The sequence below is a fragment of the Marinoscillum sp. MHG1-6 genome (assembly GCF_024714475.1).
GTDB lineage: Bacteria > Bacteroidota > Bacteroidia > Cytophagales > Cyclobacteriaceae > JAMZMI01.
Genome location: NZ_JAMZMI010000004.1, coordinates 181,886 through 203,601, shown reverse-complemented (window position 1 = coordinate 203,601; position 21,716 = coordinate 181,886). Strand labels below are relative to the sequence as shown.

12 protein-coding genes are annotated in these 21,716 nt (G+C 41.9%); 7 read left to right on the top strand and 5 right to left on the bottom strand.

Going from position 1 to position 21,716, the window contains the following annotated elements:
* Positions 1-257 precede the first annotated feature (257 nt).
* The 4 genes from NXR94_RS10945 to NXR94_RS10930 all read right to left on the bottom strand — a co-directional run bounded on the left by NXR94_RS10945 (position 258) and on the right by NXR94_RS10930 (position 3,719).
* A complete protein-coding gene (locus NXR94_RS10945; protein WP_258104668.1) occupies positions 258-926 on the bottom strand; it encodes a hypothetical protein in 669 nt (222 codons plus the stop codon).
* Between the two features lie 265 nt (positions 927-1,191).
* Positions 1,192-1,455: a hypothetical protein gene (locus tag NXR94_RS10940; RefSeq protein WP_374988004.1), complete on the bottom strand. Its 264-nt coding sequence runs from the start codon at positions 1,453-1,455 to the stop codon at positions 1,192-1,194.
* 113 nt (positions 1,456-1,568) lie between these two features.
* A complete protein-coding gene (locus NXR94_RS10935; protein WP_258104667.1) occupies positions 1,569-1,748 on the bottom strand; it encodes a hypothetical protein in 180 nt (59 codons plus the stop codon).
* 651 nt (positions 1,749-2,399) lie between these two features.
* Positions 2,400-3,719, bottom strand: a complete 1,320-nt coding sequence (locus NXR94_RS10930) for a D-arabinono-1,4-lactone oxidase (RefSeq protein WP_258104666.1) — start codon at positions 3,717-3,719, stop codon at positions 2,400-2,402.
* A gap of 169 nt (positions 3,720-3,888) precedes the next feature.
* Between NXR94_RS10930 and NXR94_RS10925 the strand changes: the two genes are divergently transcribed.
* Positions 3,889-4,692, top strand: a complete 804-nt coding sequence (locus tag NXR94_RS10925; RefSeq protein ID WP_258104665.1) for a DUF3108 domain-containing protein — start codon at positions 3,889-3,891, stop codon at positions 4,690-4,692.
* A gap of 461 nt (positions 4,693-5,153) precedes the next feature.
* On the opposite strand, the gene NXR94_RS10920 is transcribed toward NXR94_RS10925, so the two are convergent.
* On the bottom strand, positions 5,154-5,870 hold the full coding sequence (locus NXR94_RS10920; RefSeq protein ID WP_258104664.1) for a ThuA domain-containing protein: 717 nt from the start codon (positions 5,868-5,870) through the stop codon (positions 5,154-5,156).
* 71 nt (positions 5,871-5,941) lie between these two features.
* On the opposite strand from NXR94_RS10920, the gene NXR94_RS10915 reads away from it, so the two are divergent.
* From NXR94_RS10915 to NXR94_RS10890, 6 genes are all read left to right on the top strand, one after another.
* Complete coding sequence (locus NXR94_RS10915; RefSeq protein WP_258104663.1) at positions 5,942-10,396, top strand: two-component regulator propeller domain-containing protein; 4,455 nt, start codon at positions 5,942-5,944, stop codon at positions 10,394-10,396.
* Between the two features lie 121 nt (positions 10,397-10,517).
* The gene (locus NXR94_RS10910; protein ID WP_258104662.1) at positions 10,518-12,881 is read left to right on the top strand and encodes a glycoside hydrolase family 127 protein; all 2,364 of its coding nucleotides are present in this window, start codon (positions 10,518-10,520) and stop codon (positions 12,879-12,881) included.
* Positions 12,882-13,226: 345 nt separating this feature from the next.
* Complete coding sequence (locus NXR94_RS10905) at positions 13,227-14,891, top strand: hypothetical protein (protein WP_258104661.1); 1,665 nt, start codon at positions 13,227-13,229, stop codon at positions 14,889-14,891.
* A 26-nt stretch (positions 14,892-14,917) separates the two neighbouring features.
* Positions 14,918-18,115 (top strand): TonB-dependent receptor, encoded by a 3,198-nt coding sequence (locus NXR94_RS10900; protein WP_258104660.1) that lies wholly within the window; start codon positions 14,918-14,920, stop codon positions 18,113-18,115.
* 28 nt (positions 18,116-18,143) lie between these two features.
* Entirely contained in the window at positions 18,144-19,904 is a 1,761-nt protein-coding gene (locus tag NXR94_RS10895) for a RagB/SusD family nutrient uptake outer membrane protein (protein ID WP_258104659.1), read from the top strand.
* 174 nt (positions 19,905-20,078) lie between these two features.
* A complete protein-coding gene (locus tag NXR94_RS10890) occupies positions 20,079-21,683 on the top strand; it encodes an arabinan endo-1,5-alpha-L-arabinosidase (RefSeq protein WP_258104658.1) in 1,605 nt (534 codons plus the stop codon).
* The last annotated feature ends 33 nt before the right edge of the window (positions 21,684-21,716 follow it).

Here is a 21,716-nt window from a genome sequence, read left to right as displayed (position 1 = left end):
CTTTTTTTCAATGGCATACAACGCCTAGCTAGCAGTTTGTGCGCCCTAGGCTTGTAAACAGCATAAAAGTAGCGAAACTGCCCAACCCCCACAACGGCAACTACGAAGAAATGCGTTCCAAAAGTCAAAGGCCAGAAAGGAAAAAGCTTGTATGAAACACAACTATTCCAGAATGGGCAGTGAAGCGGGCAGGTTCCCCAAAATGCTGGAAAAGAGGCAGTTTGGCGCATAACTGCTAGCGCTTGTTAGGCAAAGTATTAGTAGTCTTTAAGCGTCTTGTCCCGATAAACATCCGCTGCGTTGGGTAGATCTGCAATCTTTAAGTTGTTGCAGTCTTTTTGAATGTTCAGAATCTTCATGCTCTTACATACGTTCAGGAAAATATCAATAAATGGTTGGATTTGATCACCGTTAACACCAATAGCTTTATGTTCCACGGGATTTGCATTTTCACTTTCTATCATTAATGCCTTTAACGATTCATTACTCTCATTCTCACTTGGATAGTTAGGGAATATGAATAGAAGTTCAAACGCAACGCCTTTATAAACAGCCATTCTATGTAACATTAAGATCTGAGTTCTTCGTTGAGAACCTACAAATAGGCTTGTTTGCCAATAGTCGTCTTCAATATCCGTGTTCACAAATTTTGCTCCAATTCCATGTGCAAAATGTTCAATTCTGATATCCTTAATTGTGATTTCTTTGGGTACATAGTTCACCCTGATAACAGCGTTCATATGTAGGGGTTCCTGCACTAAAGTTGTGTCAACAATCTCATATCCGATTGTAACCGCACTATCAGAAATGTTAGAGTTCTCGAGTTTCCAGTTAGACTGAATAGAATAGGAAACCTTATCAATTAGTTGGGATGTTCCAACATAGCTGATTAAGAATATTCCAATAAAGATTATTGACTTGTTCAAACCCTTGCGTCCTCAGATATTTTGCCTAACAACCGAATATAGTGCACTTGTGCACTATATCCACCTTGTATATTAAGTTATCCGTATAATAACACGGCTTTTAATCTTTCAATCTCGAAAATAGCCGTTTTCTACAATGCATGCAAAACTGAGTGCTTAACAATAAAAATTAAATCTGATATTGAGGGGCCCATGGCTACAAGTCATTGTAATATTTCTAACTCGGGATACCCGAGCGAGAGGGGCAGGGCGCTTTTATTTTCATTTATGGTATGATTATTTCGATAAGTTTGATTGTATCTGTTGCCTGATGTACGAAGCGTCCTATTAGTTCATTTTCAGTGGCGAGCGCCTCAGAAAGATCATTGCACAGAGTATCACAGTTAATTTCAACTTCATCCAAAAGGCTATAACCAACCTCCAAATCACCGAAGACAAAATTTGGCGGATCAATTTGAGAAACGCTTCTAAGAGTCAGTTCGAAAGTACTTTCTTTATCAACTTGTGTTTTCGAAAGAACCTCTTTCAAATCGTACTCAATTGATGAACCATCAGCCGTAGGATTAGCTATTGACGTTTTGATAACCTTAATGTCGTAAATAATGCCGAATTCGTATTCGAATTCTGATATTCCATCATAAATTAATGCCAGGTGCTCGACCCAATCTTTTCATCTTCCTGAACCATTAAAACCAGCGTTTTGTCAACCCCAATAGCTGTTTGCTTGTAATGGTTAACTCTCAAAGTAATCTCCTTGACCGTATCCTCTATCCCACATGAAATGAGAAGCAAGCTGATAGCGAATAATATGACATTTTTCATTACTTTATTTTACCGAATTTTTAATTCATATGGCTTTTTGATTATTCAACTCTGAATTTAGCCGTTTTCTACAATGACGACAAAACTGAGTTCGTAACAATAAAATTAAACCTGATATTAAGGGGCAATGGGTTTGGTTTAATGCAGGGAATATGTTTTCAATTTTGATGAGCCGAAATTATTAGAGAAGTGAGATCAATCCGAAAACCTGTGGAGAACTCAAAAAAACACCATAAATCCTTATTACCACCGAGAACACAAAGAAAACAGAGGATCCAATCCTGTTGGTAAATCTTATTTGGAAACAGCCTCTGTTTATTCAAAGAAAGAAGGCATTAAATCCCCTGAAAACTTTCACTTAAATCTGTCTTTGCTTTCTCCGTGTTCTCCGGGGTTAGGGAAAGGGAGCATTTTCATCTCAAAATGTGGCCATATGGAAAGTACAATCCCCTGACAGAATTCTTGAAGACCCACCAATAAAAAAGCAGACCTCCGGAAAGAAGTCTGCTTCCAACTTTACACCAACTAAATTACCCAAAACATAACTAACATTATTTTTTGAGACCATTCAGATCGTATTTACCAACCACTTAATCCGAATGTGAAATTAATTTAAATGGCAATTTTGAAGTGATTTTGAAGTTGTACAGATCAGGTCTTTTTCTCAGTAGAGAATAACTTTTTGAGGTACTCATTTTCAAACATGCCTTCTGGGTCTAATTGTGATCTCAGTCGTTTGAAATCATTCCATTTAGCATATTTCTGTTCTAGCGCTTCCGCACTGAAATAGTGAATTTTTGCCCAATGGGGTCTGGCATCAAAATCAGCAAGAATATGATGGATTTGTCGGAAGTAAGGTTCATGAGGAATCTTCTTGCCGTAAGGATGATAAGTGATTATCCCTATATAGCAGCTTGTTCGTTCATAGGACATACTCATCCAGGCTTCATTGGAAGGCGCAAACCTAATTTCGATCGGAAAATGAACGACCTGAGAACCTGATTCGATAAACGCTTCCATTTTTTTAATGGCACTTTCGGCCTGACCAATGGGGATGGCATATTCCATCACCAACTGTTTGGTTCGGATCGGAATAACGAAAGCGTCATAAGCGTACCTCACATTGGATTGAGGTTGGCTAAAGAGTTGGTTGAAGACCCAACGATTGAATGACCTAATGCTGGTTGGCAGGAAAGAGGTGAACCATAACCCAAGTTCGGTTACATAGTTTCCAAGTAGTATATTCTTGTACCAGTAGGCCCATTTCGATTCAATCGAAGCTGGTTTGGTGGTTTCATTGGCCTGCCAGACCTGAACCTTATTCGTATGAGGAAACCACCAGAGCCTAAAGTAGGGGCTTTGAAGATGCTCGGGTAGCTTTTTCACTGCCTGCTGAAGCGAGGTTGAAAAGGTGTTAACCTCAAGTTTGAAGTTTGCAACACATTTCAAAGTAATGGTGGATAGGATGCCTAGAGCTCCAAGCGCTACTTTTCCGGCTTCATAAAGCTCATGATTTTGATCTACCTCTATCACCTCGCCCGTTCCGGTCACCAGGGTGTAGGCATGTATTTGCTGGTCAATGGCCGGTTGAGTGATCCCTGTCCCATGAGTGCCTGTGGCAATCGCCCCCGCAAGGGTTTGCTCGTCAATAGTACCCATGTTTTGAAGGGCGAGGCCATGATGTTTTAGTTGCTTACACAAATCCCTGAGGATGATGCCCGATTGTGCTTTCACCAGACCTGAGGAAGGGTCTGCTTCCAATATCCGGTTATAGTTTTTGAGTGAAATGAGGATGGCGTCGTCGGCCTTTGCTATCTGGGAGCAGGAATGCCCTGACCCCACCACCTTAACTTTTTGCCGGCTGTTGGTAGCTTGTCGGACGACCGCAACAATCTCAGATTCGCTGGTCGGCTGATGGAGTTTTTGGTATTTGAATTGGAAGGATCCGGACCAATTCCGATAAACAGGCATTGATATTGTTATGGTGAAGTGGAAAGTTAAAGGAGGGGAAGGAGTTGGCCTATATCGGCAACCGTTTTTATTATAATTCGTTCTTTTTCGACAACTTGCGGCCTGTTTGATGCGTGGTGATGCCGGTGTTTAACTTTTTAATTTGGTTACTTTGCGATCTCAAAATTATATGTATTCATTAAAACTACTTACTGGCGTTCTATTATTGGCCGTGACGTTCTCCGTGTTCGGCCAGGGACAAAAGGAGGATCAATTTCCTTACCTGGGCGAGGAGCTGGAATATAAAATCAGCTATGGAGGCTGGTTTCCACTCGGCACTGCAAGAGCTACGATTGACTCTACCTTGAGTAAAAAAAATGGCATCAAATACTTCAATGCTAACCTAAGAGCCAAGACTGCCTGGTATTTGAGTTTTGTAAAGAATATTGATGATTTATATTCCTCTCAGCTAAGGGCGAATGACCTGAAACCGATCTACTCCGAAGTACATACTACGAAAGGAGGGGAGAAGTGGGATCAAATCAACTTGTTTAACTATGATTCCATGGAGGTGAAAATAGAAGGACAAACCAATAACCCGGAAAAGCAGAGGTACAAAGAATGGTTACTTCCGTTGAATGACCGCACCTATGATATCATGGGTTCTTATTTGTTTTTTCGTGACCTCGATTGGGATTCATTTAAGAAGGGAGACAGTGTGATGATCAGTACGTTGGAGGACCATAAGATCTGGGATTTTGGTATTGAGTTCGATGGGAGAGAAGAGGTGAAATTTGAAGGCGAGAAATACAATGCTTATCGAGTGATTGTATTATTCCCGATTACCAGAACCTTCACGGAGGAAAAGGCAGTGTTGTTCTGGGTGATTGAAAAAGATGGCGTGAAGCTACCGATTCGTATAGAAGCAAATATGCGGGTAGGGAAGATGGTTTGCGAAATAACCATGTTCAAAGGGAAATACGAGTCCTTTTAGTAAAGTGATATCCTCACATAAGAATCGGATGTTGGGCCATTAGGACATCCGTATTATCCAATTACCCAAGCTGTTTTCTTGATTGTTTATCACTCATCCTATTGCGTGTTGTCCATGGTGGGCAAAGTACTCCTATTTTTGATACTTTGTTTTTATGGGGCTAAAAACTAGTGTCTTGCAGCTTCAGGGCTGATTTTGGGTAAAAATGGGTGGCCCTTCGTTGTAAGAATACAGCCTTGAAGTTTTTTCGGATAAGAATTATGAGCAATTTCATTTGATTGGAATTCCCTAAAAATCTTCACAGCCTTGGGTTTTGGGTACTTTTGGGCTAAGCCAAAAGTACGTTTAAGTCTAAAAATCAGGCATGTCAAACAGGCGGATGATCCGGGTGTCCCAATGCCGAAAACAGGGAAAAGAACGTTGTTTTGTTGATTGAAAAAGATGGCGTGAAGCTGCCAACACTATTCCATCCTTAAAACATACTTCAATCCTCCACTTATGTGATCAATAAAAATTGGGTTGGAGTAGGTTTCCGTGCGATGCCCAAAATTGGTATAGAAGCTTCGTCCACCTTCAAACTCCCTGTACCATGAAATGGGATGAGACTGGCCATTCTTTCCACCTTCATAGGAACCCTCATCCACGCTTACAATGACATTGATTTTATCCGCTTTGATTGATCTGAAATTGTAGATCTCTTCAATAAACTCAAACTTTTCAGGAATCATTTTAGTCGAAGGGTGGCTGTTGTTATTAGTGTAATAAGTCGCATTCGTGATCGGCGGATGACCATCAAAAAAAGCTCCCACAAGCTCATTGTACCAATCCCATTTCATTTCAGTGTCTGAGGCGGCATGGATACCCAAAAACCCTCTTCCCTGACGTATAAAATTTTGTAGTCCCTTTTGTTCATGCTCATTCAAAACATCCCCGGTCGTATTTAAAAAGACTATTCCCTGGTAAGAGTTTATAGAATCAGACTGAAAGATGGCAGCGTTAGTAGTCGTGTCAACTTTTAATCCCAGTCCATTTCCGATTTCGGAGATACACCGGATGCCCTCAGGAATAGATTTATGGTAAAAGCCGGACGTTTTGCTAAATACAAGTAATTGACCCTGGGCAGTACTGCAGGAGCATATAATATAAATCAGAAGTAGTACTGGGATAACGGTAAGCATTCTTGTCATTGTTCAAAAATAGATGACAATCGGAAATTCATCTGAGGCATTTTAATCAAACTACCGTCCTGATGGATTTTGTCATTCACAATCTTGTTAGATTTGTAATGATGCTCCCCCCAGTTAAGAATTTATTAAATCTGATAAAGTCGCGATCATTTCTAATCGCTATCGTATGGCTGTGTTTTGTTCAGGGACTTTATGCTCAGGGCAATCAGGCAAGGTTTCATCACCTTACTACGGATGATGGCCTGTCCCAGAATATGGTGGATTGTATGCTACAGGACAGTCAGGGCTTCATGTGGCTGGGTACCTGGAATGGGCTGTGTCGCTACGACGGTTACGAGTTTGAACTGTTTAATGAAAAGGAGTCGCCTCCCTATAGCTTGAGAAGTAATTTCATTTACGCGCTGCATGAAGATGGGTTTGGAAATATCTGGGTCGGGACCGGAGAAGGGTTGTACCTATATATTTATGATCAGCATAAATTCCTGCCTGTTGAACTGAACGCTGAAATAAGTTCGGACTTGGACTACAAAGTCATTGCTCCAATTGGTGAAAATAAACTCATTATTTCTGCGGGACAATCCTTGAATTTGATCAGGGTTGTGAATAAGGCCGGGGATTTTGAATTATTGAAATATGTGGATTTAACTGACCTTGATGACGCTTATGAAGGTGCAAACATCAATGCTGCACTAATATCTGATGATATAATCTGGGTGGGTACGGACAAAGGATTGCTTACGTTTGGGAGCGAATATGATGTGAAGTCCGAATTTAATATAGCTAATTCAGGTGCCAACGGACTTGTGTCCGATAAGATCATGACGCTCTATGAGTCTAGTGAAGGAGAGATTTGGATTGGAGCCGAATTTGGATTGTACAGGTTCAATGTTGCAGAAGGAAACTTCCAGGGATATTTCAATGGTCCGGATTTAGCCAACTCACTGCCTCATAATTCCATTATGGATATAGATGAGAATTCTGATAAGAAGTTGGTCATTGCCACTTTAGGCGGGCTTAGTTTCCTTGATCAGAATAATGCAGTGTTTGAAAACCATGTCAATGGGTCCAACCAGGCCAATGGGCTTAACAATAACTTTATCAATTGTCTGCTGTATGATCGGAATGAAAACCTATGGATCGGAACTGAACGAGGTGGGGTGAATATCCTACACACAGAGCAGAACATCTTTGAGGAGTTTGTTCAAATGCCCGACAACCAATTTGGGTTGAGTAGTAATACCGTAAATTCAATTTTCGAGGATGAGAAATACATATGGATTGGAACGGCCGGAGGTGGGCTAAATAGGTATAACAAGAGAAAAAACAAATACAATCATTTTAAGTACAATGTCCAAAATGAAAGTACAATTTCGAGTGATTTTATCACCTCGATACATAAGAGTAAGGTATCAGGAACACTATGGGCTGGTTCCTGGGGTGGAGGGCTAAACCTTCTGACCGCTGGTGAAGTTGGAGATCGTGGTTTTCAAAGGGTTAATGAGCAAAACAGTGACCTGATCAGTGGCTACATCTCCTCAATAGTTGAGGACGCTAAGGGCAATATTTGGATCGGAACCCTGGGAGGCATTTCGGTTTATTCCCAGGAGAAAGGCTCAATTGACGGGGCATATCTTCCTCAGAAAGCAAGTAGGGTGACGGCGGTGGGCTGTATGGCATTTGATAATTCCGGCGACTTGTGGATTGGTACTCAGGTTGGATTGTTTCGTTTTCAGCTTAAGGGCGATGACCTCATCAGGGTTGATGAATACCGCAATGACCCTGAAAACCCGGAATCAATAAGCGGAGATTATGTTATCTCGCTTCTGAAGGATAGCAATGGAAACATGTGGGCAGGTACATACGGACAGGGCCTAAATAGAGTCAATGTTTCGGGCGATACCGTGTCGTTTACCAAGTTTAATACGAATGATGGAATCAGTAATAATATCATCTATGGCATCGTGGAAGATAAGGTCGGGCAATTATGGCTAAGTACCGATTACGGTTTGTCAAGATTTGACCCGGATACAAACCAGATGAGAAATTTTTTTCGTTCGGATGGGCTTCTGAATAATCAGTATTACTGGAGCGCAGCGTATAAAAGTAAAGATGGAAAGCTTTATTTCGGGGGAATGAGGGGTATGAATGCCTTTTACCCGGATCAAATTAAGGAATACCATGTTAGCCCTGTAGTTACACTGACTGATCTCAAGTTGATAGAGGGATCGGTTCTTCCCGGATTAGAATACAATGGGGCTCAGGTATTGGATCAGAACATCTCCAGGACAAAGGGAATTGAGTTGAGTTACATGGAAAAAATGCTGTCAATTGAGTTCTCAACTTTAAATTTTATTGATCCGGAGCTTGTTCATTATGCATACAAACTAGAGGGATTTGATAAAAACTGGAACTATGTGGGGGCCAACAGGCATTACGCCAGTTATACCAACTTACGACCGGGCCACTACACCTTTATGGTTAAGGGAGCAGGATCCGATGGGGTATATTCTGAAGAGCCCACGGAGTTGATGATCGTTATCCATCCACCATTTTGGCAGACGATATGGTTTCAGAGTTTATGCGTTGCCTTGTTGCTTATGATCATCCTGGGTTACGTAAGGTTTAGGACCTATCAATTGAAGCGACAAAAGGATGAGTTGGAAATGCAGGTTGCAGAGCGGACGAAAGAGATCAACGACCAGAAAGAGGCACTGTCTTACCAGGCTATCCAACTTCAAAAGAGCAATTTCGAACTGGAGCATAAGCAGAAACAGATTGAAGGTCAGAATGAACTACTTGAAACTCAGAATAAGGAGATTCTCGATCAGCGTGATGAGTTGATAGAGCTTAACAAACGAGTGAAATTAGTAAGCCAATTGCGGTTAGGATTCTTTACCAATATTTCACATGAATTCCGGACACCATTGACACTCATTCTGGGGCCACTGGATCGTTTGATCAAAAAGTACACCTTGCCGGAAGACGTGAAAGGGACCCTTGAGCTGATGAATAGAAATGCACAGCGGCTATTGAACCTGATTAATCAGATCATGGACTTCAGAAAGATTGAAAAGGGAAAAATGGAGCTACAGGTTGGGGTTGGCGATGTGGAAGCTTTTTGCCGGGAGCTTTTTGAGGCATTCCAACCTTTGGCGGAAATAAAACAAATTGATTTTAGTCTGGAAGTTGGAGCATTGCCTGGTGAGGTCTGGTTTGATAAGCAGAAGATGGAAAATATCCTTTATAATCTTCTATCCAATGCATTCAAGTATACCCCGCACGAAGGTAAGATTAAGATGGAGGTGATGGCACTTTCCGGTGAGGAGTCGAAGCTGAATGATGCCGGGTTGGATATAGAGGAGGTCCGGAATGTTGTCAGCATTAAAATTATTGACTCAGGATCGGGTATCAGCGAAGAGAACTTACCATTAATCTTTAAGCGTTTCTATCGTATAGAGTCAGAAAATGCTTTTAAAATCAGTGGATCAGGCGTGGGATTAGCGCTTACTGAAGAATTGATCAAGACCCATCACGGTGATATTTTCGTAAGCAGTGAGGTGGGCGTAGGTTCCATTTTTGAGATTCAGTTCCCTTGTTTGAAGGGTGCCTACGAGTTACAGGAATTAGGTGAATCTTCTGGAGAAAATGATTTGATGGGGCAGGTAGAGTTACTCAAATCGGAGTTTCTAATACAGGAAGAGGCAGAGATAAGTAAAGATGAAGACTTTGTGCCGGACACCAGCAAGCGTACGATCCTCGTAGTAGAAGATAATGTGGATCTTAGAAAATTCATTACGCACAGGCTGACGGATCTATACAACGTAATTGAAGCTGGTGATGGAGAAAGAGGGGTTGAGTTTGCCGAAAGGTATAATCCGGATATTATTGTGAGTGATGTGATGATGCCGAAAATGGACGGTTTTGAACTGCTCGCTTCGATAAAGAACAACTTTAGTACGAGTCATATACCTGTTGTTCTACTTACGGCTAAGGCCTCGGTAGAAAACCAGATTGAGGGGATTCAGATCGGAGCCGATGATTACTTACCCAAGCCCTTCAATTTTGATCTCCTCGAAGTGAAAATTGCCAGTATATTGGCCAACAGGGATCGCATCAAAGTTCAATACATGAGCGGAGACACCAGTGATGTGCGTCCCTTGGTGAATAATAATAAGGATTTAAAATTCCTGGAATCTGCAGTCAATATTGTAAATGAGCAAATGTCAAACTCAGACTTTGGATCAAAGGATCTTATTCTGGCCCTGGGTATAAGTCGTAGCTTATTGCATAAAAAGCTAACGGCACTAACCAATCAATCGGCTGTGGAGTTTATTAATCAGCTTCGAATGAAAAAGGCCAAAGAACTACTTTGCGATTCTGAGATGAACATTTCTTCTGCCGCATATGCTGTCGGCTACAACGATCCAAAATATTTCTCCCGCCTATTCAGCAAGCATTTTAACGAATCTCCTAAAGACTATCAGAAGCGGATGCTGGAGCATCTTGATGAGAAATAGATGAAATAAGGAATTAGTCCACCATTATTGACGGATAGTCCACCCCATACTATCATTTCAAGGGCAACTTTTGTAAGTTGATAAAATGCGATTGAAATCGTGAATACATAATCCAAAATAGATGATTAAGAATACAATAACGAGTTCTGTTTTGCTACTGGTAATCCTACTTAGCCATGCACAGGGAAAACTTGAGCTGTTTCCATCAGATCAGGTTCGTCTCTTAGACGGTCCATTTTACGAGGCTCAGCAAGCTGATTTGAAATACATTCTTGAATTGGATCCGGATCGACTGTTGGCTCCTTATCTAATCGATGCTGGCTTGACAACAAAGGTAGATAGCTATCCGAATTGGGAGAATACGGGACTTGACGGGCATATAGGTGGGCATTATTTGACTGCCCTTTCCTTAATGTATGCCTCAACCGGAGATGCACGATTACTGGATCGACTAAACTATATGTTGGGGGAGTTGCGTAAGTGCCAGCAGGCTAATGGAAATGGATATGTTGGAGGAATTCCAAATGCTAAAGTGATGTGGGAGGAAATCTCGAAGGGTCAAATTGATGCGGGTAATTTTTCGTTGAATGGTAGATGGGTGCCTTTGTACAATATCCATAAAGTCTTTGCGGGATTGAGGGATGCCTATCTGGTCGCAGGAGTAGATCTGGCCAAACAGATGTTGATCGAGTTGAGTGATTGGTTCGTTGAGTTAAATGCAGGTTTATCCGATCAGCAAATTCAAACCATTCTCATTAGCGAGTATGGAGGCATGAATGAAGTTTTGGCTGATGTTTATGACATAACCGGGGATATGAAATACTTGACATTAGCAGAAAAGTATTCAGACCAATCACTGCTAAATGGTCTACTAAAAGCCGAGGACAGGTTGACTGGTATGCATGCCAATACGCAAATCCCTAAAGTAATTGGGTATCAAAGGGTTGCTGAGCTGTCCAATAACGAACCATGGGCTAGAGCGTCTGAATTCTTTTGGAAAACTGTGGTCAACAATCGGACAGTATCAATAGGAGGTAATAGTGTGCGTGAACATTTTCACCCAACGGATGATTTTTCGTCTATGATGGAGTCAAATCAAGGGCCTGAAACCTGTAATACCTACAATATGATGAAGCTTTCTAAAATGCTGTTTTTGGAAGATCCCGCTCAATCTGAATATCTCAATTATTATGAGCGTGCTACCTTCAATCATATTTTATCAAGTCAGCATCCCGAGGGTGGTTTCGTGTATTTCACGCCTATGCGACCTCAGCATTACCGGGTGTATTCTCAGCCACAACTGGATTTTTGGTGTTGTGTGGGGTCTGGATTGGAAAATCATGGGAAATACGGCGAGCTGATTTATGCGCATGGAGTTAATGAACTCATGGTGAATCTATTTATCAATTCTGAATTAAACTGGGAAGAAAAAGGCTTTAAAATCAGGCAGAAGACCGAGTTTCCGGATGAGGAGCGCACAGTAGTAGAAGTAGTAGATGTTAAAAATAAAAAAGCGAAACTCGAGATATTGATTCGTAGGCCGGATTGGCTTGGTCAAGATCCAAATGTCTCTGTTAATGGTAAGCCAGTATCAATTAGACTTAAACAGGGCAACTATATATCTATTGAAAGAAAATGGAAAACGGGTGATCAAATAGAACTGTCGTTGCCCAAAAAAACATACATTGAGCAGCTGCCTGATGAATCTCGTTGGGTGTCCATTTTGAATGGTCCCGTGGTGTTGGGTGCTGTGGTTGACTCTGCTAATCTCGATGGGCTTTGGGCGGATGCCAGTCGAATGTCACATGTTGCGAATGGAAAATTTTATCCACTGAATGAAGCTCCAATGATCATATCTGATGATTTGGGTAGTGTAAAAGATCGTGTTACTTCAAATACTTCCAAAAGCCTGTCCCTTAACTTAAGTCTGGACCAAAAGTCTGAGCCTGTTGAGCTGGTTCCTTTTTATAAGATTCATGAGGCTCGTTATATGGTTTACTGGCCGGTGGTTTCGGAAGATAGTTTGGAAGTGATCAAACAGAGAAACCTGGAAAAGGAAAAGGCCCGTGCGGCGCTTGCTGCCATTACGATAGATGAAATAGCCACCGGAGAACAGCAGCCCGAATCAGATCATAACTTTAAAGGAGAGCACTCAGATGCGGGTGTTTATCTGGAACGTTTCTGGCGTACTTCTACGGCATGGTTTTCCTATGACCTTCGAGACCCAAAACAGAAGGCCGTTAAGTTGAGGTTAACCTATTATGGTGGAGACCGGGGTAGAAATTTTGATGTCTTGCTTAATGGCCAGTTGCTGACCAATGTAATCCTTGATGGTTCTATGGGACTCAAATTTGTGGATGTTGATTATCCCATTCCATCAGAAATAGTAGAGAATGCAAAAAATGGAATTTTGAACCTCAAGTTTGTTGCTAGAAATGGCCAACTGGCTGGAGGCATTTATCACATTCGACTTCTCAGAGAATAATTGAGTGCATTAATGAAAAACCCAGATTGGCTATTTGATAATTTATTAAAATACCTGTGCGATAATTTCTGATATCTTATAAAAACCCTCTAAAACCCATTTAATAATGGGTTTTTTTCATTTTATAGACTTGACTGTCCACCAATAATGGACATCCGTCCACCTCATCTCAGGCCTGAACTTTCAATTTTACAACTACGAATGTTCAAGGAAAGGGCATTACGGATCATTGATTTACTAACCCGAATGATGAGTATGAGAAAATTTACAAATTTGAATTTTAGCCTTTCGGCAATGCGGGGTTTATGGACTGACATAAGCTCGTTTTTGAAAACAACTAATCTAATGCGGAGCATTTTCTGCGTGGCTGTTTTGGCAGCATTAACCTTGGTTAGTTGCGGTGAGGAATTGGATGATTATTCCATTGATGCGCCGGCTGACTTACAGCAAAGAATTGATTCTATTGCTGCTGCGAAAAGTGCAAGTGGAGGCGATACCACTTTCATAGATATCACGACAAAAGTCGTTGGTGCTGAAGATAATAGCTCTGCCTGGTGGAGTGCACACTCGGATTACTTTAAAGTTCCTGCCAACAAGCGATTGGTTCTGGAGTTTGTTAACCACGGTAAGGCCGAAGCCGTCTGGAACAACTGGGTGCTGGCTACTGCAAGTGATCCATTTGGCGCTGAAGACTATTTTGAATATTTCATTCTTCGTTCTGATGGTGCCGGTTGGTCTTTTGGGCATGATGGATTCGATCCCAATCTGGTTGTAACCGATAGACCTGCGGATGATGCAGAATTTATTTCAGTTATGCAGGGCGCTTCAGTTACACTGGTAGTTGATCACTCTCCAACGGGAAATTTGTTTGTCACCTCTAAATCTGTTGGAACAGATGGAACGGAAATAGTCATGACCTACAATCAACCGATTGGAAGCGTTGAGGATATTACAGCGTTCTTGGTTGTTGATGGAAGCCACTTCGAAATGGAAGAAGCTTATCTGCTACCTTCTGCTGTTACGGTGTTGGAAGACTATGCTCCAATTTCAATTGCTGTAAATGGGGCTCCTGCTTCGGTTGAATTAGGCAATGAAAACTTCTGGGGCAATGCAGTGGCTACTGTGACTTTTGAAGACGGCTCTTCTGAAGAGGTTGATTCAGTGGATTTGACATTCAGTGTTATCCCCGATATGACAACTATCGGAAATAAAACAGTAGTCGTGGCCTATAGTAAATCTAAACTTGGTGAATATAGCCAGGCTGCTACGGGTTACTATAAGCTGGATGTTACTAACTCCATAGTAAGTATTGCGGCAAACAATATTGATTACTATTACTTCGGTACAGACGACGTTGCGTTTAAGCCTAAAGGTTTTGTGGTGACTGCCACCTATTCTGATAATTCTACCTCTGTCTTAGATAATGCCGATGTTGATTTTGTGTATCCTGGTACGGTTTCCCCTTCTGTTGGGACTCAGACTGTCGATATTAGTTACGTGGGATCATCAACCACATTTAATACTACAAGTACAGTAACTTTTGTAGAAGGCACGAGTCAGGTGGGTGCTTCTAACCTGTCTACCAGTTGGTGGGGTGCGCACAGTGCAGACTTCACGGTTGCTTCAGGTATGAGTAAAACGTTCCAACTGTATTGCTACTCAACTGATGCTAATAACTGGAATGCTCCTGCCACAATTCTTCGCAGAGTGTCAGATGCGGCTCAGGAATTTGGAGTAGTAAGAATAGACAACTTCGGATGGGGAAGTGGTTATGGTGCAGCCACCACCTCACATGACTGGGACTTTGGCACATTGGCATCTAACATCAGCGGCTCTTACATCGAGATCACGGTAACGAACAATGGTGATGATACCGCAGATATACGTTACGATGTTACTCACGCTAATGGCGAAACGCATTTCCAACAATATACAGGAATAACAGTTGACAGCGCCGATTTGAGCTGTGCGCTCACGGTAGATAACTGTTACCTCGTACTGGTTAATTAATCCCTGGACAAACGAACAATTAAACTATGAAATATTTATATATAATCTTATTGGGTTTGCTGGCTCTCGCACCAGCAACCTATGCAGAAGGAAACGGCAATGCTGGCCAATCTTCATCAGCCGATCAGGATGGCATAACAGTAACTGGTAGGATTGTCGATGATAAGGGAGAATCCCTTCCGGGTACTACTATTAAAGAGAAGGGGAGTGTGAATGGTACCATCACCGATATTGATGGTAATTTCTCTCTGACTGTTTATCCGGATGCAACGTTGATAGTGTCTTTCATTGGATTCCAAACCATGGAAATTGAAGTTGGGGGACAAACTGATCTTGGCAACATCATCTTATCTTCGGATTTAACAGAGCTACAGGAGGTTGTCGTAATTGGTTACGGTACACAACGAAAAGTTGACCTTACAGGGTCAGTAGCTATCGTAGACACTGATGAGATGAAGAAAGTTTCAAACTCAAACATCTCAACCATGCTTCAGGGTAGAGTCGCCGGTGTTCAAATTACTACAGATGGACAACCAGGAGCCGATCCAGCGGTTCGTATTCGTGGTATCGGTTCGTTTGGTAGCACTTCACCTCTTTATGTTGTGGATGGAGTAATCATGGGAACAACCATTCGTGACTTCTCACCAAATGATATTGAATCACTTCAGGTACTTAAGGATGCCTCCGCGGCTGCCATCTACGGTTCACGTGCTGCTAATGGAGTAGTAATCATTACCACCAAGCAAGGAAAGAAGAACCAGCCGATGAGGATCGACTACAGTGGTTATTTTGGGTTGGACAAAGTACAGAAGGGTATATACAATGTGATGGACGCCGAGCAATATGGTGATTACATGAGAATGTCCCATGAAAACTTTGGAGTTGAGGTACCTTCCGGATACGATCCTACTAGTGCAAACTATGTTGACCCAAGCGTGGTGAATACCGACTGGTTCGATGAGGCTTTCAAAATGGGTGTTCGAAATAATCACAATATCAACATGTCAGGTGGTGGTGAGAACAACACCTACAACATTGCTCTTGATTACTTTAAGCAAGAAGGAACCATTGAAGGTGCAGGACCTAATCTGGAGCGTTATACTGCTCGTCTGAAGAATACAATGGATGTGAAGTTTGTTAAATTCAAAACCAACCTTGTTTACAGTCACAGCGACCAGGATAACATGGCGGTTAGTAATGCCAATGAATTTGTGCAGGGTCTATATGGTTCTAACCCTCCTGTAATGGTTACCGCACTTACATCGCCTCCATCTATCAAGGCTTACGACGAATCTACCTGGGTGTTGGACGATAAAATCTCATCTGCATCTGAATACACCTACGATTCTTATGGATATGGTACTTACTACGATGATATTCATGGTGACCTGCGTTTAACCAATGTGCTTCTTCTAAATAATTTATTGGAAAGAAACTTCAAAGTTGACCGTATTGTTGGTTCAGGTTCTGCAAATGTTGACCTATTGGATATGGTTGGTCAGTCCAACGATAAAAATAAGTTGAATTACAATCTTAACGTGTCATATAGTAAGGCCTATGCGACTGATTTCACGTTCGTTCCTGCTTTCATACAGAGTACAACAAACTATCTGGCAAAGAGCAACGAGACACTATCCAGAGGGTATCGTGACTATAGTGCATCACTAATAGAAAACACTATCAATTATGATGGGACGCTTGGGCGCAATCACTTCAATGTGCTTGTAGGGCACACGTTCCAGCGGGAGCTACATCACACAGAATCGGGTAGGGGGATTAACTTGCCTGAGCCGTACTACCTTCAATTACAAAACGCAGAGGAAACTTCTGCAAGCAGCTATGAGAGCGAACACGTATTGGAATCCTACATTGGTCGATTACTTTACGATTACGACGAGAAATACCTTCTGTCGGCAACAGTACGTCGGGATGGATCAAGCCGTCTTTCTTCAGATGACAGATGGGGAATATTTCCGTCAGTGTCAGCCGGATGGCGCATAGATCGTGAAAGTTTCTTCCCGGTGAGCACTTCACTAATCAACCTTTTCAAAGTACGTGGTAGCTATGGTGAACTTGGAAATGAGAACATTGGTGAATACCAGTACATGGATCTTATGGCAAGAGGAGACTATACCTATAGTTTCGGTAATGAAAAAGTTACTGGTTCTGCAATTTCAAATTTTGTGAACACAGCGATAAGGTGGGAAAAGAAGAAAACTCTTGATGTTGGTTTGGATCTTGCTATGTTCGAAGGTCAACTGGAGTTTACTTTCGACTGGTATAAGTCAACATCGCAAGACCTGCTTTATAGCGTAGCAGTTCCGCTCAATACAGGTTCTACCAACGCAAGCGTTACAATGAATGCAGCAACGATGGTCAACTCAGGGCTTGAATTTCTGGTAGCCTACCATAATGATAAGAATGCGGTTAAGTATGATATTTCAGCGAACCTGGCTACCCTTAACAATGAGGTAACTAAGTTGGGCGTGTTAAATGATCCTCGCACTGATGGTATCGCTCGTACAGAAGTGGGTCGTGAAGTTGGTTCATTCTATGGATATGTATATGAAGGCATCTTCCAGTCTCAAGATGAGATTGATAACCGTGTTAACTCAGAAGGAGAATTGATCAATCAGAATGGAGCACAACCAGGTGATGTGGCCTATGCTGATATCAACAATGATGGTGAAATTACCGGAGATGACCAAACCTATTTAGGAAGTGGTATACCTGATATTACTTTTGGCCTTAATGCACGTGCAGAATGGAAAGGTTTTGACTTGAGCATTATGACTTTTGGTGCGGCAGGCTTCTATGCTTCCGATCATGTGTACAACGTTTTGCACAGTTCATATGGCACAGGAAATAAAAGTGTTGACCTGATCAATGCCTGGACTCCGGAAAACACCAATACAAATGTGCCTCGCGTAGCGTACAGACCTGATGGTTCTATCACCAATGATCTGTTCAGTCAGCGTTACATTCAAGATGCATCATATCTGAAAATTGCTAATATCCAATTGGGGTATAACTGTCCTGACCAGTGGTTTGGTGGCTATGTAAACAGCTTACGTCTTTATGTTACAGCTCAAAACATAGCCACATTTTCTAAATACAAAGGTTACAACGTGGATTTTGCTGGAGGTACTTTCACTCCTGGTTTCAATTACGCTTCGTATCCAACACCGCAGACCTTAATGCTCGGAGCACAGTTTTCATTCTAAAGGTTTAATCTAAAAATTGGAAAACAATATGAAAAGTTTATATAAAATGCTAGCAATGTTGGTACTTACTGTGGGCACGATGGCCTGCAGCGACCAACTGGAGCTTCAGAATCCGAATAATCAAACCACCTACGACTTTGGCGATTCTGAGTCAGAACTGCAGGAAGCTATTATCGCGTGTTATAACCGTGTACGCCTTGAGGGTACGTTTGCTCGCGTTGGGTATACTTTGGATGCTGTACGTGGAGATGAAGTATGGAATTCATCACAACAGTGGTATTTGGAATATGATAATCTGAATTCCCCTGGTACTATTGGGATTGGTGACGAGTGGCCATGGCGTGATAACTACCACGTAGTAAACCGCACAAACTTTGTGCTGTCAAAGGTAGATGAAGTAGAAATGTCTGAAGACTCATATAATCAGATCGCCGGACAGGCTCTCTTCCTGCGAGCTTTGGCTTATTATAATTTGGCTACATACTATCAGACGGTTCCTTTGATAACAGACTATTCGTCTTATTCAGATATTACTACTTTATATGCGGGTAGTAACACACAAGATGAGGTGTTTGACCAAATTGAGCTGGACCTTGGTTCAGCGATGAAAATGTTGCCAACACGAGATGCTGGTGGTGAGTGGGCTCAGGGTCGTGCTACCAGTGGTGCAGCTGCAGGCTACATGGCTCGTGCATTGATGTTCCGTCATAAATTTTCTGAGGCTTATACCATCCTGAAGGATATCATAGCCGGTACTTATGGAACCTATGCCTTAACTGCGGATTATGGTGATAATTTTAGAGAGGGGGCTCAATATGAAAATAATATTGAGAGTCTTTTCGAAGTTCAGTTTATGGACTTTGGTACTGGTGGTACGGATGAAGAGTGGACTCCAGTGAACATTAGTAGAGAAGCAACGCAAGGGCACGCGATAGAAAGCAACTTTGCATCGCAGGAATTGGGTAGCTGGGGTGATTTGGCTGGTTCACCATGGTTGTATAACCTCTTCAAAAAAGAGAATAGTACAGATGGACGTCTTGACCCTCGTTTGTATTGGACTTTGGTTACTTACGAGCCTGAATATAGTACATATACCGGTGTGAATACTGATGCCTATCCTGACGGAGATCCTCGTAGTAACATCGTTTATCAGCAAGAGATAACAGAAACGCCATTATCCAATAATGCGCAGGGAGGTATTTCTATCGCTAAGTTTACCAATGCACGAAATAACATTTATACTTCTATCACGAATGGATTGCAGTGTGGAGTGAACTTGCGATTGATGCGCTATAGTGATGTATTGTTGCGTGCTGCAGAATGCGAAAATGAAATCAACGGACCCACTCAGGTAGCCATCGATTACATCAATGAAGTGCGTGAGCGTGTAGCGCTTGAACCACTGGTTCTTGCGGATTTCCCTTCAGCTGATGCGCTTTTCGAACAAATAGCCAACGTTGAGCGTCCGAAGGAATTCGGTTGCGAAAATGGACGTTGTATTGATTTGCTACGTTGGGGATTCTTCTACGACACGGATCGTTTCAATCAGCTGGTTGAGCATGCATATTATAAGCTTGATGGAACAGCTTCTACGGAAGAGCTTACGGCTTCAACCGCATCAGCTTCATCTTATGATAACTACAGCAAGGGACATGAGTATTTCCCAATATTCCAAAATATTCTGAATGCCAACCCAAATCTTGAAGGTAATTCGGCTAATAAGAATGAGGATAATGGGCCTGCTTTCTTTGAAAAGGGATACACGGTTCGTCCGATAGTTAATTTATAACAGGGGTCCTTTGATATTAAAAAAAACCTTACCGGCGTACCTTTTGTATGCTGGTAAGGAAATTTTGACCACTAAACCCTTTTTAAGGAAAGAAAGTTATTTAAGTATTGTCTTACAGGAATTAGAAATTAAAAGCATTGAATTTTAACCAACAGGTTAAAAAATACACCAGGCATGAAACGAAAGTATTTATTGATTTTATCGGTTATTATATCAGTTCCAATTTTTACGGGTTGCAGCGATGATAATTTGAAACCTACAGGGATCAAATTAAAAGAGGACACCAGTTTTGAGCATACCATTCCAACTTATGCTGACAACTATTCACCTATTGCTTCCTGGGATAACCGTTTTGATTGGAACCTGGCTAATGTACACGATCCTAGTGTCGTTTCGGATGGCAATTATTACTACATGTATGCCACAAATGCGTCATATGGTAATGCACATGAGGGTCATGGGCACTTTCACGGTCGTAGATCTCGGGACCTTGTCAATTGGACTTACATGGGGGCTTCCATGCCACAAACTCCTGCCTGGGTAAAGGATTCACTTAATAGCATTAGGGATTCATATGGTTTAAGTCCCATAGATAGTCCGGTTTATGGACACTGGGCTCCTGTTGTACGTAAGGTAGGGAGTGTTTATCGTATGTATTACAGTATTATTATCGACAATTATATAGGCAATGGTCTGCCAAATACAGCAGAAAATTTCGATAACACCTGGACCGAAAGAGCCTTCATAGGCATGATGGAAACCCAAGACCCGTCACTTAATTCCTGGGAAGACAAGGGAATGGTGGTTTGTTCCGTCTCCGACCTTGGAACAGATTGGTCCAGACCATCTAGAAATAGTTGGAGTGGCTATTTTAAATATAATGCCATTGATCCTTCTTATGTGAGTACTCCAGGTGGAGAGCACTGGTTGTTTTATGGTTCATGGCATAGTGGCATCGCGGCAATTCAAATTGACCCGGATACTGGTCTGCCTTTAAATAAATTTGATATCAACGATCAGGCGACCTGGGGAACACATATTTATACCAGAAACAGTTCAAGGTGGCAGGCATCAGAAGGACCGGAAGTGATTTATAATGAAGAAACAGGCTATTACTACCTGTTCCTGGCTTATGATGGTTTGGACGTACCATATAATACAAGAGTTTGCCGGTCAGAAAATGTTACCGGACCTTATAAAGGATTTAATGGTGTAGAAGTTACCAATGGTGGGGACGTTTATCCTGTTGTTACCCATCCATATAAGTTTAATAATCATACCGGTTGGGTCGGATTTTCTCATAACGCCATGTTTCAAAATCATGAAACTGGTGATTGGTTTTATGCATCTCAAGCTCGCTTGCCAAAGGATGTGCCCGGTATCAATGTAAGTAATGCCATAATGATGGGGCACGTGAGAAAGGTAAGATGGACGGATGACGGATGGCCTGTGGTCATGCCGGAAAGGTATACGGCAGTACCTGAAGAAGATATTAGTGAGAGCGAACTTGTAGGAACCTGGGAGCTCATTAATCTGAATTATCAGTTCCTGGTGCAGCAAACATCTATAGAGCTTAAGCTTAGCTCAGATAACGAAGCGACAGGAGCCCTGACAGGTACCTGGTCTTTCGATGCAACTAATAATATTCTTACTATTGGCTCCGTAAAATTGTGTGTTGAGAGGGAAGTGGATTGGGAAGCATCACCTAGAAAATTGACAATAGTTTTTGCTGGTTTGAATTCATCGGGAAAAACCATTTGGGGAAAGAAAGTGAATTGATTCCCTTGAAAAATCTTGTATCAATCGGGCCAA

What these genes read in the sequence shown, in the direction of transcription:
- NXR94_RS10920 (WP_258104664.1), bottom strand. Translation starts at nt 5,870, where the DNA reads ATGCTTACCGTTATCCCAGTACTACTTCTGATTTATATTATATGCTCC.
- NXR94_RS10935 (WP_258104667.1), bottom strand. Translation starts at nt 1,748, where the DNA reads ATGAAAAATGTCATATTATTCGCTATCAGCTTGCTTCTCATTTCATGT.
- NXR94_RS10910 (WP_258104662.1), top strand. Translation starts at nt 10,518, where the DNA reads ATGATTAAGAATACAATAACGAGTTCTGTTTTGCTACTGGTAATCCTA.
- NXR94_RS10930 (WP_258104666.1), bottom strand. Translation starts at nt 3,719, where the DNA reads ATGCCTGTTTATCGGAATTGGTCCGGATCCTTCCAATTCAAATACCAA.
- NXR94_RS10925 (WP_258104665.1), top strand. Translation starts at nt 3,889, where the DNA reads ATGTATTCATTAAAACTACTTACTGGCGTTCTATTATTGGCCGTGACG.
- NXR94_RS10895 (WP_258104659.1), top strand. Translation starts at nt 18,144, where the DNA reads ATGAAAAGTTTATATAAAATGCTAGCAATGTTGGTACTTACTGTGGGC.
- NXR94_RS10900 (WP_258104660.1), top strand. Translation starts at nt 14,918, where the DNA reads ATGAAATATTTATATATAATCTTATTGGGTTTGCTGGCTCTCGCACCA.
- NXR94_RS10915 (WP_258104663.1), top strand. Translation starts at nt 5,942, where the DNA reads ATGGATTTTGTCATTCACAATCTTGTTAGATTTGTAATGATGCTCCCC.
- NXR94_RS10905 (WP_258104661.1), top strand. Translation starts at nt 13,227, where the DNA reads ATGCGGAGCATTTTCTGCGTGGCTGTTTTGGCAGCATTAACCTTGGTT.
- NXR94_RS10890 (WP_258104658.1), top strand. Translation starts at nt 20,079, where the DNA reads ATGAAACGAAAGTATTTATTGATTTTATCGGTTATTATATCAGTTCCA.